The following is a 14,442-nucleotide window of genomic DNA, read 5'->3' as shown; positions in this document are numbered from 1 at the left end:
CAGGCGTGCCTTGTTCAGCGGAATCAGCTCACTAAACCTGCATATTCATAATTTCGCTATACGCCGACACCAGCTTGTTCCTGACCTGAATACCCATCTGCATTGAGATGGACGATTTCTGCAGATCGACCATCACATCATTAAGCGCAATACCGGGTTTCCCCATCTCAAAATCCTGCGCCTGGGTGCGGGCGGTGGTCTGCGTCTCGCTGATCTTATCCAGCGCCGCTTTCATAGTCGCACCAAAATCGATCTGATTAGGGGCTTCACTACTGCGGTTGCTGGCCTGCAGTGAGGTCGCCTGTAGCTGCTGCAGTACGCCATCAATTGCCTGAATGGACATGAACGATACCTTATTAAAGAGGATGACATTTTTGATGTGAGCAAAAGTTAGCACGTTGTCAATGAGACAAAGCCGCTAAATGACATCAAAAACCCTACCTTATCCAGGCATCGAATTTTGCTTATCACCTAATAATGCCTGGCATTGAAGTGGAAATTTTATCTACGCAGGTCAGGGAGTCTGTTTTGCCATCTCAACTTACCCGGTCAATTACGTCAGGCAGGAAACGGTCATGAATGCGAGTACAGCCGCCACAACAGAACAAGAAAAGAAAGGCTTCGGTGACCTGCTCGCTCGCCTGCGCGCAAATCCGCGTATTCCTTTAATCGTCGCTGCCGCCGCCGTTGTAGCGATAGTGATCGCGATGGTGCTCTGGGCAAAGCAGCCCAGCTATAGCGTCCTTTATAACAACCTTACAGATGAAGATGGCGGTGCCATCGTCACGCAGCTGACGCAGATGAACATCCCTTATCGCTTCGCCGAAAATGGCGGCGCGCTGATGGTGCCGGAAGCGAACGTGCATGAGCTGCGTCTGCGTCTGGCTCAGCAGGGTCTGCCGAAAGGCGGCTCGGTGGGTTTTGAGCTGCTGGATAAAGAGAAGTTCGGTATCAGCCAGTTCAGCGAGCAGGTTAACTACCAGCGCGCGCTGGAAGGCGAACTGGCTCGTACCATCGAATCACTCGGTCCGGTTAAAAGCGCCCGTGTTCATCTGGCGATGCCAAAACCAACCTTATTTGTGCGTGAGCAGAAAGCGCCATCCGCCTCTGTTACCTTAACCCTGCAGCCTGGCCGTGCGCTGGATGAAGGCCAGATTCAGGCCATCGCCCACATGGTCTCAAGCAGCGTCGCCGGTTTACCGCCGGGCAACGTCACCGTGGTCGATCAGACCGGTCGCCTGCTGACCCGCTCTGACTCCGCCGGTCGCGACCTGAATGATGCACAGCTCAAGTATGCCTCTGAAGTTGAAGCTCGCTACCAGCAACGTATCGAAGCGATCCTGAATCCGATTCTCGGTCAGGGCAATGTGCATGCGCAGGTTACCGCGCAGATTAACTTCGACACCGCCGAGCAGACCGACGAGAAATATCAGCCTAACGCTAACCCGTCGAACTCAGCGATTCGTTCGCGTCAGACCAGCACCAGCGACCAGTCAGGCAGCCCTTATCCGGGCGGCGTGCCGGGCGCGCTCTCTAACCAGCCTGCGCCAGCAAACACTGCGCCGGTGACGACGCCGAACAATAATGCCGCCAATGGCCAGAATGCTAACGGTCAGAACAACGCGGCGAATAACGCTAACCAGACCACCAGCACCGCAGCGGCCAGTGCCGGACCGACCAACTCGCGTCGTGACGACACGGTGAACTACGAGCTGGATCGCACCATTCGTCATACCAAGGTCAACGTTGGTGACGTACAGCGCCTGTCGGTGGCGGTCGTGGTGAACTTCCGTGCAGATGATAAAGGCAAAGCGGTTGCGCTGAACGAACAGCAGCTGAAGCAGATTGAAGATCTGACCCGCGAAGCGATGGGCTACTCCCAGAACCGTGGCGACAGCATCAACGTGGTGAACTCGCAGTTCAACACCACTGAACCAGTGACCACCGATCTGCCCTTCTGGCAACAGCAGTCGTTCTTTGATCAGCTGATGAACGCCGGTAAGTGGCTGTTGATTGCCCTGGTCGCTTTCATCCTCTACCGCAAACTGGTTCGTCCGCACCTGGTTCGCAAGCAGGCCGCAGAGAAAGCCGCCGCGGAAGCCGTTGCCGCTCGTGCGACTGAGCAACCGGAAGAAGAAGCCTTTAATGTGCAGCTCAGCAAAGATGAGCTGGATCAGGAACGTAAGTCTAACAACCGCATGAGCGCAGAAGTGATGAGTCAACGCATCCGCGACATGTCAGAAAACGATCCGCGCGTTGTAGCGCTGGTAATTCGCGAATGGATGAGTAAAGAGCTATGAGTCTGACCGGAACCGAAAAAAGCGCCATCCTGATGATGACTATTGGCGAAGAGCGCGCCGCGGAAGTTTTCAAACACCTGAACCAGCGTGAGGTCCAGCACCTGAGCGGCGCGATGGCCAACATGCGTCAGGTGTCACATAAGCAACTGACTGAAGTGCTGCGTGAGTTCGAAGCGGATGCTGAGCAGTTCGCGGCGCTGAGCCTGAACTCCAACGAATACCTGCGTTCGGTGCTGACCCGTGCGCTGGGCGAAGAGCGCGCCTCCAGCCTGCTGGAGGACATTCTCGAAACGCGCGAAACCACCAGCGGCATGGAAACGCTCAACTTTATGGAGCCGCAGGCCGCTGCCGACCTTATTCGCGACGAGCATCCACAGATCATCGCTACCATCCTGGTCCACCTCAAGCGTGCCCAGGCCGCCGATATTGTGGCGCTGTTCGACGAACGTCTGCGTCACGACGTGATGCTGCGTATCGCCACGTTCGGTGGTGTCCAGCCAGCCGCGCTGGCCGAACTGACCGAAGTGCTGAACGGCCTGCTGGATGGCACCAACCTCAAGCGTGCGAAGATGGGCGGCGTGAGAACCGCAGCCGAGATCATCAACCTGATGAAAACGCAGCAGGAAGAGGCGGTTATCGAAGCCGTACGCGACTTCGATGGCGAACTGGCGCAGAAAATTATCGACGAGATGTTCCTGTTCGAAAACCTGGTGGCAGTGGACGACCGCAGCATCCAGCGTCTGTTGCAGGAAGTGGAGTCCGAGCAGCTGCTGGTTGCATTGAAAGGTGCCGAACAGCCACTGCGCGAGAAGTTCCTCAAAAACATGTCAGCCCGTGCGGCCGATATCCTGCGCGACGATCTGGCCAACCGTGGTCCGGTGCGTATGTCCGCAGTGGAAAACGAACAGAAAGCGATCCTGCTGGTGGTACGCCGCCTGGCCGAGTCAGGCGAGATGGTGATTGGTGGTGGCGAGGAAACTTATGTCTGATGCATTTTCTGCGCGCCCCTGGCAGCTATGGCAGCCCACGGATTTAGGCCGTTTCGATGAGCCTGCTGAACCGGAGCTGCAGCCAGAAATTTACGAAGCTGAAGATGGCGTTGATGAGCAGCAACAGCAGCTCGAACGCCTGCAGCAGCAGATGCGTAAAGAGGCACAGGGCCAGGGTTACAACGAAGGCTATCAACAGGGTGTGACCGAAGGCCAGAAAGCCGGCTACGACGCCGGTTTTCAGCAGGGTCTGGCCGATGCCCAGCAGCAGCAAGCGCCCCTTCAGGCGCGTATGCAGCAGCTGGTAACCGAGTTCCAGAACACGCTGGAGTCGCTGGACAGCGTCATCGCGGCTCGTCTGATGCAGCTGGCGCTGGAAGCGGCACGCTCGGTGATTGGTCAGGCGACCACGGTGGATGGCACCGCCCTGCTGCGCCAGATTCAGGGTTTACTGCAGCAGGAACCGATGTTCAGCGGCAAACCGCAGCTGCGTGTTCACCCGGATGACTTACAACGCATTGAGCAGACCCTGGGTCCGACGCTGGATCTGCACGGCTGGCGGCTGATCGCTGACAGCACCCTGCATCCTGGCGGCTGTAAACTCAGCGCCGAAGATGGCGACCTGGATGCCAGCGTCGCGACGCGCTGGCAGGAACTCTGCCGTCTTGCCGCACCGGGAGAACTGTAATGACTACTCGTCTGAATCGCTGGCTCGGCTCGCTCGATGCCTTTGAGAAACGCATCGCCCAGGTGCAGCCGGTGCGCCGTTATGGCCGTCTGACCCGCGCCACCGGCCTGGTGCTGGAAGCGACCGGCTTACAGCTGCCGCTGGGTGCGACCTGCGTAATCGAACGCAACGATGGCAAAACCATCAGTGAAATCGAAAGCGAAGTGGTGGGATTCAACGGTCAGAAGCTGCTGATGATGCCACTGGAAGAAGTGGACGGCATTTTACCGGGTGCGCGGGTCTATGCGCGCCAGAACGGAGAGAACCCGCAGGCGGGCAAACAGATGATGCTGGGCCCGGAACTGCTGGGCCGCGTACTCGATGGCAGCGGGCGTCCGCTGGACGGCCTGCCGTCTCCGGATACCGGCTATCGCGCGCCGCTGAACACTCCGCCGTTTAACCCGTTGCAGCGTACGCCGATCACCGACGTACTGGATACCGGCGTGCGGGCGATCAACGCCCTGCTGACGGTCGGTCGCGGACAGCGTATGGGCCTGTTCGCCGGTTCGGGCGTGGGTAAAAGCGTGCTGCTTGGCATGATGGCGCGCTACACCAAAGCGGACGTCATCGTCGTCGGTCTGATTGGCGAACGTGGCCGCGAAGTAAAAGATTTTATCGAGAACATTCTCGGCGCTGAAGGCCGCGCCCGTTCGGTGGTGATCGCCGCCCCGGCCGATGTTTCGCCGCTGCTGCGTATGCAGGGTGCCGCTTACGCCACGCGTATCGCAGAAGATTTTCGCGACCGCGGCCAGCATGTGTTGCTGATTATGGACTCCCTGACCCGCTACGCCATGGCGCAGCGTGAGATCGCGCTGGCGATTGGTGAGCCGCCTGCCACCAAAGGCTATCCGCCTTCCGTATTCGCCAAACTGCCAGCGCTGGTTGAGCGTGCCGGTAACGGCATCGACGGCGGCGGCTCAATCACCGCCTTCTATACCGTCCTGACCGAAGGCGACGATCAGCAGGACCCGATCGCCGACTCCGCGCGCGCCATTCTCGACGGCCACATTGTGCTGTCGCGTCGGCTGGGCGAAGCGGGTCACTATCCGGCCATTGATATAGAAGCCTCGATCAGCCGAGCGATGACCTCGCTGATCGATGAGAACCACTATGCGCGGGTGCGCCAGTTTAAGCAGTTGCTCTCCAGCTTCCAGCGTAACCGCGATCTTGTCAGCGTCGGCGCTTATGCCGCGGGCAGTGATCCGATGCTTGATAAAGCGATCACGCTCTATCCGCAGATGGAAGCCTTCCTGCAACAGGGCATCTTTGAGCGCAGTGATTACGACGACGCCAGCCTGCATCTGCATGCGCTGTTTGGCTAGTCACACGAATTAACGCGAGGTAACGGCAATGAAAACTGCAAATGCCATCGATACGCTGCGCGACTTAGCGGAGCAGGATCTCGAACGCGCTGCCATCTATTTAGGCGATATGCGTCGCGGCCAGCACGCCGCGAACGAGCAGCTGACGATGCTGCTCGACTATCAGGACGAATATCGCAACAAGCTCAACGATGACATGTCGTCGGGCATCGCCAGCACCCGCTGGACCAACTATCACCAGTTTATTCAGACGCTGGAAAAAGCGATTGAGCAGCACCGCAACCAGCTTAATAACTGGAATCAGCGGCTGGAACAGGCGCTGATCAACTGGCGTGACAAACAGCAACGGCTTAACGCCTATCAGACGCTGATTACGCGCGCAGCAGAAAATGCATTACGACAGGAAAACCGTCTCGATCAGAAACGGATGGACGAATTTGCCCAACGGGCCGCATCGAGGAGAGGTGAATGATTACGCTGCCAAACATTGCTATGAAAGCGACGGTAAAAACCGACGCAGAACCCTCAGTCTCAACTGACCCTGCTGCGGGTGCCGATGCCCTGCCGCAGGACTTTCTGACCGCACTGGGAAACCAGTTACTCGGCCTGGCTAAACAGCAGGGAAAAGCGGCGCAATCCGCTGACGTCAAAGCAGAAACTGCCGATGACGCCCGCCCGAAGGCCCCGCTGAATGCACTGATGGCAGCACTGGAAAATCCTGCTGCGCTGACCGCTCTGTTCAAGCCGGAAAATATTAAAGGTGGGTCAAAATCAGCCGATGATAAAGACAAGCCGGACGTTGCACCCTTAAGCGCCAGCGATATGCAGAATATGCAGGCACTGTTCGCCATGTTACCGGGTGTAGCGGCTGTCACAGCCACCACGTCGACCCCGGTCAGCAGTGAAGCGGGCGAGATGATCGCCCAGACCGATACCGGCCGGAAAAGCCAGAGCTCGCTGACGCAACTGCTGAACAGCGCGCAGCAGAGCCACGCACCGGATGAAGATGAGAAGTCTGATGCCAGAAGCGACGCACAGAGCAAACCTGCCGTCACCACTGCCGCCAGCCAGAGCAACAACACGGCGCAGAGTGCGACCAGCAGCGGCCTGACGCTCGACAGCAGTTTCCAGCAGGCGCTGAGCAACATGGTTAAGCAGGATGATCAGGCTGCGATTAAAGCCAGCGCCAGCGATAACGCGGTCAACGCTACGCCAATCGCCACTGCCAGCAGCCTGCCTGCGCCGGTGACCGCCTCCGCGACCACCAGCACACCGTCAACGCCGATGCTGAACTCACAGCTGGGCAGCGACGAGTGGCAGCAGGCGCTGAGTCAGCAGATTGTGATGTTCAGTCGCAACGGCCAGCAGAACGCGGAGTTGCGTTTACATCCGGAAGACCTTGGCGCTATCCAGATCAGCCTGAAACTGGATAACGACCAGGCACAAATTAATCTGGTTTCCAGCCATAGCCACGTCAGAGCAGCACTGGAAGCCGCGATACCGCAGCTGCGCAGCGCGCTGGCTGAGAGCGGTATCAACCTGGGCGAGAGTCAGGTGAGCAGTGACAGTTCCGCGCAGGGCCAGCAATTCCAGCAGCAGCAGGAGGCGCGCCGCGATGGACAGCATGGCCGCTTCTCCCTCACCCAGGACAGTGACACCGACATTACGCCGATCGCCGTTCCCGCCGCCCTTCAGGCTCGCGTTAACGGCAACAGCGCCGTCGACACTTTCGCCTGACAGCGGCAAACGCTGAAGGTAAGCGTAAAACCCGCGTCTTTTCTACCCATTGGTTTGACTTAAGACGCGGATAATCTGTCTCGTGAGCCGAGAGGCTTGCCCATAATTCACAGGAAGTAACTGCACCATGTCTGATAACGCGAAAGCAAAAAAAGGCAGCAAACGTAAACTCTTAATACCAGTGCTGCTCATTTTGACGCTGGCCGCTTGCAGCGTGGCAGGCTATGCAGTCTGGCGAATGATGAATAAACATGAGGGCGATAAGCCTGAGGTGGCGAAAGTTGAACCGCCTCCCGCTCCGGTCTTTTTTGCACTTGATACATTTACGGTTAACCTGGTCAATCCCGACAACGATCCCGACCGCGTGCTTTACGTAGGCTTTACCCTGCGTCTGGCCGATGAGGATACCCGGCGTCGGATGAACGACTATCTGCCTGAGGTGCGCAGCCGTTTGCTGCTGCTGCTCTCGCGTCAGAGCGCTACGGCGCTGGCGACAGAGCAAGGAAAGCAGGCGCTTGTTGAACAAGTCAAACAGGCGCTGACACCCCCGCTGGTAAAAGGTCAACCTCCGCAGGCTGTAAACGATGTGCTGTTTACTGCCTTCATTTTGAGGTGAATCAATGGGCGATAGCATTCTCTCCCAGGCTGAAATTGACGCCCTTTTAAACGGCGACAGCGGCAGTGCGGAAGAAGAAAAGAAACAAAACGGACCGGAAGGCGATATTCGTCCTTACGATCCGAACACCCAGCGCCGTGTGGTTCGCGAGCGTTTGCAGGCGCTGGAGATTATTAATGAGCGTTTTGCCCGTAGTTTCCGTATGGCGCTGTTTAACCTGCTGCGCCGTAGCCCGGATATCAGCGTCGGGGCGATCAAGATTCAGCCGTATCACGAGTTTGCCCGCAATCTGCCGGTGCCAACCAACCTGAACCTGATCCACCTGAAGCCGCTGCGCGGCACCGCGCTGGTGGTGTTCTCACCGAGCCTGGTGTTTATCGCTGTCGACAACCTGTTTGGTGGCGACGGACGTTTTCCGACCAAAGTCGAAGGCCGTGAGTTTACCCATACCGAGCAGCGCGTTATTCGCCGCATGCTGAAGCTGGCGCTGGATGGTTACAGCGACGCATGGAAGGCCATTTATCCACTGGACGTCGAGTATGTACGTTCAGAGATGCAGGTAAAGTTCACCAACATTACCACTTCACCGAACGACATCGTGGTTAACACGCCGTTCCAGGTGGAGATTGGTAACCTGGTGGGTGAGTTTAATATCTGTATCCCGTTTTCAATGATTGAACCGCTGCGCGAGCTGCTGGTGAATCCACCGCTCGAAAACTCACGTCAGGAAGATAACCACTGGCGCGACAACCTGGTCAAACAGGTGCAGCACTCTGAGCTGGAACTGATCGCGCACTTTGCCGAAACCTCACTGCGTCTGTCACGGATTTTGCAGTTGAAACCCGGTGATGTGCTGCCGATTGAGAAGCCGGAACGCATTATCGCCCATGTCGATAGCGTCCCGGTCTTAACCAGCCAATATGGCACGATGAATGGTCAGTACGCGCTCCGTGTCGAACACCTGATTAACCCGATTTTGAATTCGCTGAACGAGGAACAGCCCCATGACTGACAGTAATAAACCGTCTGACGATATCTCTGCGGACGATCTGTGGGCTGAAGCGATGAATGAGCAGGTCGGCAGCGGCAGTGCGCCGCAGACCGACGAAGTCTTTAAATCATTCGACAGCGGCAACGTCGCTGGATCGCTGCAGGATATCGATCTGATTATGGATATCCCGGTGAAACTCACCGTGGAACTGGGTCGCACCAAAATGACCATCAAAGAGCTGCTGCGTCTGGCGCAGGGTTCAGTGGTGGCACTGGATGGCCTGGCGGGTGAGCCGCTGGATATCCTGATCAACGGTTATCTGATTGCTCAGGGTGAAGTGGTGGTGGTGAACGACAAATATGGCGTGCGCATCACTGACATCATCACCCCATCTGAACGTATGCGTCGTCTGAGTCGCTAAAGAGTTACATTATGAATAGCCAGAATCAAACGCTGCAACCGGCTGCACCGCACACTCAGGCGATCTCGACCGGCTCCATGCTGGCCCAGGTCAGCAGCGTGTTAGCCGTGATTATCTTATTGATTCTGGCCTGCGCCTGGCTGGCACGCCGTGTCGGCTTCGCGCCGAAAAAGGTCAGCGGCCAGGAGCTTAAACTCACAGCCAGCGTTTCAGTGGGCCAGCGCGAGCGGGTGGTGATTGTCGATACCGCTGATGCGCGTCTGGTGCTGGGCGTCACCGCACAGCAGATTACCCATCTGCATACTTTGCCGCCGGGTGAACCGGTCTCTGTGACGCCGGTTAACAGTGCGCCACAGGATTTTCGTCAGCTGTTACAGAACCTGGTTAAACGTCCCGGAAAACCACAATGATGCGTCGACTGCTTCCTTTATTGCCACTGTTGTTACTGGCACCGGTTGCCCATGCCCAGCTGCCGGGTCTGGTGAGTCACTCGCTGCCGAATGGCGGTCAGAGCTGGTCACTGCCGGTACAGACGCTGGTCTTTATCACTGCGCTGACCTTTATTCCGGCCGTGCTGCTGATGATGACCAGCTTCACCCGTATCATCATTGTGTTTGGTTTACTGCGTAACGCCCTGGGCACGCCCTCTGCGCCGCCTAACCAGGTGCTGCTCGGACTGTCGCTGTTTCTGACCTTCTTTATTATGGCGCCGACCTTCGACAAGATTTATCAGGATGCTTATTTGCCGTTCAGCCAGGACAAGATCAGCATGGAAGTGGCGATTGATAAAGGTGCCCAGCCGCTGCGCGAGTTTATGCTGCGTCAGACCCGTGAAGCGGATTTAGCCCTGTTTGCCCGTCTGGCGAATACCGCCCCGATTGCCGGTCCTGAAGCGGTGCCAATGCGTATTCTGCTGCCCGCCTATGTTACCAGCGAGCTGAAGACAGCTTTCCAGATTGGCTTTACCGTCTTTATCCCGTTCCTGATCATCGACCTGGTGGTTGCCAGCGTGCTGATGGCGCTGGGGATGATGATGGTCCCGCCAGCGTCCATCGCGCTGCCGTTTAAACTGATGCTGTTTGTTCTGGTCGATGGCTGGCAACTGCTGGTCGGTTCACTGGCGCAAAGCTTCTACTCCTGATCCCCCTTTTCTTACCGGAGCAACATATGACACCCGAATCAGTAATGGTAATGGGACAGGAAGCGATGCGCGTCGCCCTGATGCTGGCCGCCCCGCTGCTGCTGGCCGCACTGGTCAGCGGTTTGCTGATCAGCCTGATCCAGGCCGCGACCCAAGTCAACGAACAGACCTTATCCTTTATTCCTAAGATTCTGGCGGTTGCCACCACCGGTATCATTGCCGGCCCGTGGATGCTGAATCTGCTGCTGGACTATATCCGCACCGTCTTTACCAACCTGCCTTACATCATCGGCTGATGATTACTCTCGACAGCAGCCAGCTGGTTCAGTGGGTCAGCCAGTTCTTCTGGCCTCTGGTGCGCATCATGGCGCTATTCGCCACCGCACCGATCCTCAATGAACGATCCGTCAGCAAACGTGTCAAAATCGGTCTGGCGGTAATGATCACCTGGCTGCTGATGCCGCTGTTACCTGCGGTCAATGTCACCCTGTTTTCCCCTGAAGGCTTCCTGCTACTGATTCAGCAGATGCTGATTGGTATTGCACTCGGCTTCACCATGCAGTTCGCTTTTGCTGCCGTGCGCCTTGCCGGGGAAGTGATTGGTCTGCAGATGGGCATCTCGTTCGCCACCTTTTTCGATCCTGGCAGCCGTCTTAACATGCCGGTTCTGGCCCGTTTTCTCGACATGCTGGCGATGTTGCTGTTCCTGACCTTTAACGGACACCTGTGGCTGATCTCGCTGCTGGCGGACAGTTTTCATACGCTGCCGATTGGCGGTCAGCCGCTAAATGCCAATGCATTTATGGCGCTGGTGAAATCTGGCGGATTAATTTTCCTTAATGGCATGATGTTAGCGCTGCCCTTAATCGTATTGTTACTCATGGTAAATCTGGTACTGGGTTTGTTAAACCGTGTTTCACCACAGTTATCAATCTTCGCAATTGGCTTCCCGATTACCTTATCAGTCGGAATTTTAACCATCAGCTTGCTGATGCCTCTGCTAGCCCCGTTCTGTGAGCATTTGTTCGGTGAAGTATTTGATTTACTCGCCGTGTTCCTGACAGAACTATCCCGTCCCTGAACATTAAGTTTCTAACTATCTTTGCATAACGATACTTAAGTATCGCAAAACCATCCGTGCATTTTCCGAACCATGTTTTCCAGAATGCAACTAAGGAAATTCTGATAAACGTGCGGAGAGTCTGAAAATAATTCTTATTAAACCGGGCTTCGCGTATTTTAGTGGGGTGGTTCACAGGAGCGGTCAGACTGTGAATGTGCAGGCAAAATCGACAAGACACTGAATTTACAAGAAAAAAATCTTTAGGTGATTTTTCTTGTTAAAAAATGTTTTTTCCGGCATTGTCAACGCACGCTGAGACATCACACTTTCGTAAAACAAATGTTTTTGAGAATTGTCCTATCAGAAAACTCCGCGTTTTCAAGGATAGTGACCTGGCTCCCAAAAAAATGAGTCTTACTTAACCTCCGACATTTCACTGGCATTCCCCGCCATGGCCGGAGAATGTGTGACGTCATGGCAGCACAAATTTTTTGCAGAACGGGTCAGGGATGAAGACTTTTACGGGCGTTTGCCTGTTGCCAAACTGCACGAGCAGAATAAAAAAGTACCTAAGAAATCTCTCTCGTACCGCAACGCGTATTCATCGTTGATTTAAACGGATAACAAATTGGTGAGGGTCGCTATTATGCCAACTATTATTATGGATTCCTGCAACTACACACGCCTGGGATTATCAGACTACATGTCTTTAAAAGGAGTTAAGAAGAAGAATATCTCTTCTGTCTCCGATATTGAGCAACTACAGCAAAAATGTGAGCAATTAAACCCTGGTGTCGTCTTTATTAATGAAGATTGCTTCATTCATGAATCCGATTCCAGTGAACGTATCCGCAGCATTATTACGCAGCATCCTGATACGCTGTTCTTTATATTCATGGCGATTAGCAATATCCATTTTGAGGAATATCTCTACGTTCGTAAGAACCTGATTATTACATCAAAATCGATGAAGACATCGACCCTGGATTCCTTACTCAGCACCTATTTGCAGAAGAAGCTTAACCAGTCTGCGCGTATCTCTTCGGGCATGGATGTACATCCATTAACGCTGAGCCAGACTGAGTCAAACATGCTGAAGATGTGGATGTCAGGTCATGATACCATCCAGATCTCAGATAAAATGCAAATTAAGGCCAAAACGGTATCGTCACACAAAGGTAATATTAAACGCAAAATCAAAACCCATAATAAGCAGGTTATTTATCATGTGGTGCGTTTAACGGATAATGTGACTTCAGGTATTTACGTTAATATCCGCTGATCATAACATCTGAAGAACCGGCCTCTCTGGCCGGTTTTTTTTTGCCCGGAATTGCGATCCAGATCTCACTCTTACCGCTAAGCCTTTACGCTCTTTTGCCGATGTTATGCCTTATAACAACAGCCTCAAGAGAGCAAGGATATGAACACTGCACGAGATAATAATGGACAAAAAAGCGCAGGCATCTGGCAGAATCTCCGCCTGGTGCCGCTGTTTAGCCTGATCTTCGGCGGCATTTTGCTGCTGTTCGCACTCTGTATTGGTGTCGCCAGTTACTTTCTGATTTCCGGCAATCACTCCCTCGATGATGCCACGGACGAAATTCAGGTTCGTATGGGCCTCTCTAACAGTTCAAACCACCTGCGTACTGCGCGCCTGACCATTATTCAGGCCGGTGCCGCCGCGCGTATTGGTGAAATGGACGAGTTTCGCGCCAATATTGCCGCCGCCGAAAAACGGATCCAGCAGGCAAAAGATGGCTTCGCGATTTATCAGGCACGTGAAGTTAAGACGCCCGCGGATATGGAACTGGATGCCACGCTGCAGGCTCGCTTCAACGATTACATTACCAAAGGCCTGATACCGATGATTGAATCCGGTAAACAGGGCAGCTTTGAGGGCATCATCGCTCAGGAGACCGATGTAACCCGCAAGCTGGATGACGACTATAACGCGGTGTTACTGAAGGCGATCAAGATCCGAACTGATCGCGCCAATGCCATTACCGCCCAGGCCGATCAACAGTCGCGCATCGGCTTTATCTCCATGGCCGTGGCATTCAGTGCCGCCCTGGTGCTGGTGCTGTTGACCTTTGTCTTCCTGCGCCGCGTGGTGATTAGTCCGCTGCGTCAGTCGGTGCTGCGTATCGAACGCATTGCGCAGGGTGATCTGACCTCCGCTCCCCTGCCCCATGGCCGCAGCGAGATTGGTACGCTCATCCATAACCTGCAACTGATGCAGCAGGCGCTGGTAACCACCGTTGGTACGGTGCGTGAAGGCGCCGTCGCGATTTATCAGGGCTCCAGCGAAATTTCAGCCGGCAACACCGATCTCTCTTCACGCACCGAGCAGCAGGCTGCAGCACTGGAGCAGACCGCAGCCAGCATGGAACAGCTTACCGCTACGGTGAAGCAGAACGCCGAGAATGCGCATCACGCCAGCCAGCTGGCCGCGGATGCCTCGGGCAAAGCGCGCAGCGGTGGCGAGCTGGTGAGCGGCGTCGTGAAAACCATGACCAATATTTCCGGCAGCTCGAAAAAAATCGCTGAGATCACCAACGTCATTAACAGTATTGCGTTTCAGACCAACATCCTGGCGCTGAATGCGGCAGTAGAAGCGGCGCGTGCCGGTGAGCAGGGTCGTGGCTTTGCGGTGGTGGCCAGCGAAGTGCGTAATCTGGCCCAGCGCAGTGCGCAGGCGGCGAAAGAGATTGAATCGCTGATTGCTGAGTCCGTCACGCTGATCAATGACGGTTCGCATCAGGTTGGCGCAGCCGGTAGCACCATGGGTGAGATTGTCGAAGCCGTACGACGCGTTACCGATATTATGTCGGAGATCGCGGCGGCGTCAGATGAGCAGAGCCGTGGTATTCAGCAGGTGAGCCAGGCGGTCACCGAAATGGATAACGTCACCCAGCAGAACGCCTCGCTGGTGGAAGAAGCCTCCGCCGCAGCGGCCTCGCTGGAAGATCAGGCGGGTAAACTGACGCAGGCGGTCGCGGCATTCCGTCTGCAGGATGCCCCTGCAACCGCTGTAGTGGCTGGACGCGTCTCTTCACCGGTAAAAACACCGGCTCTGGCACCCCGTCCGGCGCTGGCAGGCGGCAGCGATAACTGGGAAACCTTCTGAGGTCA

The 14,442-nt window shown here is 55.5% G+C and carries 16 protein-coding genes; 15 read left to right on the top strand and 1 reads right to left on the bottom strand.

The window, feature by feature from the left end:
• Positions 1-31: 31 nt before the first annotated feature.
• Entirely contained in the window at positions 32-343 is a 312-nt protein-coding gene (gene fliE / locus LC417_RS01315; protein WP_003854485.1) for a flagellar hook-basal body complex protein FliE, read from the bottom strand.
• A gap of 232 nt (positions 344-575) precedes the next feature.
• Between fliE and fliF the strand changes: the two genes are divergently transcribed.
• The 15 genes from fliF to LC417_RS01240 all read left to right on the top strand — a co-directional run bounded on the left by fliF (position 576) and on the right by LC417_RS01240 (position 14,437).
• Positions 576-2,300 (top strand): flagellar basal-body MS-ring/collar protein FliF, encoded by a 1,725-nt coding sequence (fliF, locus tag LC417_RS01310; protein ID WP_010670852.1) that lies wholly within the window; start codon positions 576-578, stop codon positions 2,298-2,300.
• Entirely contained in the window at positions 2,297-3,289 is a 993-nt protein-coding gene (gene fliG, locus LC417_RS01305; RefSeq protein ID WP_003854483.1) for a flagellar motor switch protein FliG, read from the top strand. Before fliF ends, fliG begins: the two co-directional genes overlap by 4 nt.
• Positions 3,282-3,977 carry a flagellar assembly protein FliH gene (gene fliH / locus LC417_RS01300; RefSeq protein ID WP_010247652.1) on the top strand — a complete coding sequence of 232 codons (696 nt, stop codon included), beginning with the start codon at positions 3,282-3,284 and terminating at the stop codon, positions 3,975-3,977. Before fliG ends, fliH begins: the two co-directional genes overlap by 8 nt.
• Positions 3,977-5,338: a flagellar protein export ATPase FliI gene (gene fliI, locus LC417_RS01295; RefSeq protein WP_010247655.1), complete on the top strand. Its 1,362-nt coding sequence runs from the start codon at positions 3,977-3,979 to the stop codon at positions 5,336-5,338. Before fliH ends, fliI begins: the two co-directional genes overlap by 1 nt.
• Positions 5,339-5,366: 28 nt before the next feature.
• Positions 5,367-5,810, top strand: coding sequence for a flagellar export protein FliJ (fliJ, locus tag LC417_RS01290; RefSeq protein ID WP_003854478.1), 444 nt, complete (start codon positions 5,367-5,369; stop codon positions 5,808-5,810).
• The gene (locus LC417_RS01285; protein ID WP_187484305.1) at positions 5,807-7,075 is read left to right on the top strand and encodes a flagellar hook-length control protein FliK; all 1,269 of its coding nucleotides are present in this window, start codon (positions 5,807-5,809) and stop codon (positions 7,073-7,075) included. The genes fliJ and LC417_RS01285 overlap by 4 nt, the downstream gene beginning before the upstream one ends.
• 127 nt (positions 7,076-7,202) lie before the next feature.
• Complete coding sequence (gene fliL / locus LC417_RS01280) at positions 7,203-7,691, top strand: flagellar basal body-associated protein FliL (RefSeq protein ID WP_010670855.1); 489 nt, start codon at positions 7,203-7,205, stop codon at positions 7,689-7,691.
• A gap of 4 nt (positions 7,692-7,695) precedes the next feature.
• Complete coding sequence (gene fliM / locus LC417_RS01275) at positions 7,696-8,703, top strand: flagellar motor switch protein FliM (protein WP_003854473.1); 1,008 nt, start codon at positions 7,696-7,698, stop codon at positions 8,701-8,703.
• Positions 8,696-9,103, top strand: a complete 408-nt coding sequence (fliN, locus tag LC417_RS01270) for a flagellar motor switch protein FliN (protein WP_010247669.1) — start codon at positions 8,696-8,698, stop codon at positions 9,101-9,103. Before fliM ends, fliN begins: the two co-directional genes overlap by 8 nt.
• An 11-nt stretch (positions 9,104-9,114) precedes the next feature.
• Positions 9,115-9,513: a flagellar biosynthetic protein FliO gene (gene fliO, locus LC417_RS01265; protein ID WP_050680374.1), complete on the top strand. Its 399-nt coding sequence runs from the start codon at positions 9,115-9,117 to the stop codon at positions 9,511-9,513.
• Entirely contained in the window at positions 9,513-10,244 is a 732-nt protein-coding gene (gene fliP, locus LC417_RS01260; RefSeq protein WP_010247675.1) for a flagellar type III secretion system pore protein FliP, read from the top strand. Before fliO ends, fliP begins: the two co-directional genes overlap by 1 nt.
• Before the next feature lie 26 nt (positions 10,245-10,270).
• On the top strand, positions 10,271-10,540 hold the full coding sequence (gene fliQ, locus LC417_RS01255; protein ID WP_003854466.1) for a flagellar biosynthesis protein FliQ: 270 nt from the start codon (positions 10,271-10,273) through the stop codon (positions 10,538-10,540).
• A complete protein-coding gene (gene fliR, locus LC417_RS01250) occupies positions 10,540-11,325 on the top strand; it encodes a flagellar biosynthetic protein FliR (RefSeq protein ID WP_010247683.1) in 786 nt (261 codons plus the stop codon). The genes fliQ and fliR overlap by 1 nt, the downstream gene beginning before the upstream one ends.
• 628 nt (positions 11,326-11,953) lie before the next feature.
• Complete coding sequence (rcsA, locus tag LC417_RS01245; protein WP_010247685.1) at positions 11,954-12,589, top strand: transcriptional regulator RcsA; 636 nt, start codon at positions 11,954-11,956, stop codon at positions 12,587-12,589.
• 141 nt (positions 12,590-12,730) lie between these two features.
• Entirely contained in the window at positions 12,731-14,437 is a 1,707-nt protein-coding gene (locus LC417_RS01240) for a methyl-accepting chemotaxis protein (protein WP_154210053.1), read from the top strand.
• Positions 14,438-14,442 lie beyond the last annotated feature (5 nt).

The sequence above is a fragment of the Pantoea sp. OVA07A genome (assembly GCF_019969975.1).
Taxonomy (GTDB): Bacteria; Pseudomonadota; Gammaproteobacteria; order Enterobacterales; family Enterobacteriaceae; genus Pantoea; species Pantoea agglomerans.
The sequence above is the reverse complement of the archived record's forward strand: the minus strand, read 5'-3'. Positions and strand labels throughout refer to the sequence as shown.

Coding starts and splice junctions, on each gene's coding strand:
- fliE (WP_003854485.1), bottom strand. CDS start 343: ATGTCCATTCAGGCAATTGATGGCGTACTGCAGCAGCTACAGGCGACC.
- fliF (WP_010670852.1), top strand. CDS start 576: ATGAATGCGAGTACAGCCGCCACAACAGAACAAGAAAAGAAAGGCTTC.
- fliG (WP_003854483.1), top strand. CDS start 2,297: ATGAGTCTGACCGGAACCGAAAAAAGCGCCATCCTGATGATGACTATT.
- fliH (WP_010247652.1), top strand. CDS start 3,282: ATGTCTGATGCATTTTCTGCGCGCCCCTGGCAGCTATGGCAGCCCACG.
- fliI (WP_010247655.1), top strand. CDS start 3,977: ATGACTACTCGTCTGAATCGCTGGCTCGGCTCGCTCGATGCCTTTGAG.
- fliJ (WP_003854478.1), top strand. CDS start 5,367: ATGAAAACTGCAAATGCCATCGATACGCTGCGCGACTTAGCGGAGCAG.
- LC417_RS01285 (WP_187484305.1), top strand. CDS start 5,807: ATGATTACGCTGCCAAACATTGCTATGAAAGCGACGGTAAAAACCGAC.
- fliL (WP_010670855.1), top strand. CDS start 7,203: ATGTCTGATAACGCGAAAGCAAAAAAAGGCAGCAAACGTAAACTCTTA.
- fliM (WP_003854473.1), top strand. CDS start 7,696: ATGGGCGATAGCATTCTCTCCCAGGCTGAAATTGACGCCCTTTTAAAC.
- fliN (WP_010247669.1), top strand. CDS start 8,696: ATGACTGACAGTAATAAACCGTCTGACGATATCTCTGCGGACGATCTG.
- fliO (WP_050680374.1), top strand. CDS start 9,115: ATGAATAGCCAGAATCAAACGCTGCAACCGGCTGCACCGCACACTCAG.
- fliP (WP_010247675.1), top strand. CDS start 9,513: ATGCGTCGACTGCTTCCTTTATTGCCACTGTTGTTACTGGCACCGGTT.
- fliQ (WP_003854466.1), top strand. CDS start 10,271: ATGACACCCGAATCAGTAATGGTAATGGGACAGGAAGCGATGCGCGTC.
- fliR (WP_010247683.1), top strand. CDS start 10,540: ATGATTACTCTCGACAGCAGCCAGCTGGTTCAGTGGGTCAGCCAGTTC.
- rcsA (WP_010247685.1), top strand. CDS start 11,954: ATGCCAACTATTATTATGGATTCCTGCAACTACACACGCCTGGGATTA.
- LC417_RS01240 (WP_154210053.1), top strand. CDS start 12,731: ATGAACACTGCACGAGATAATAATGGACAAAAAAGCGCAGGCATCTGG.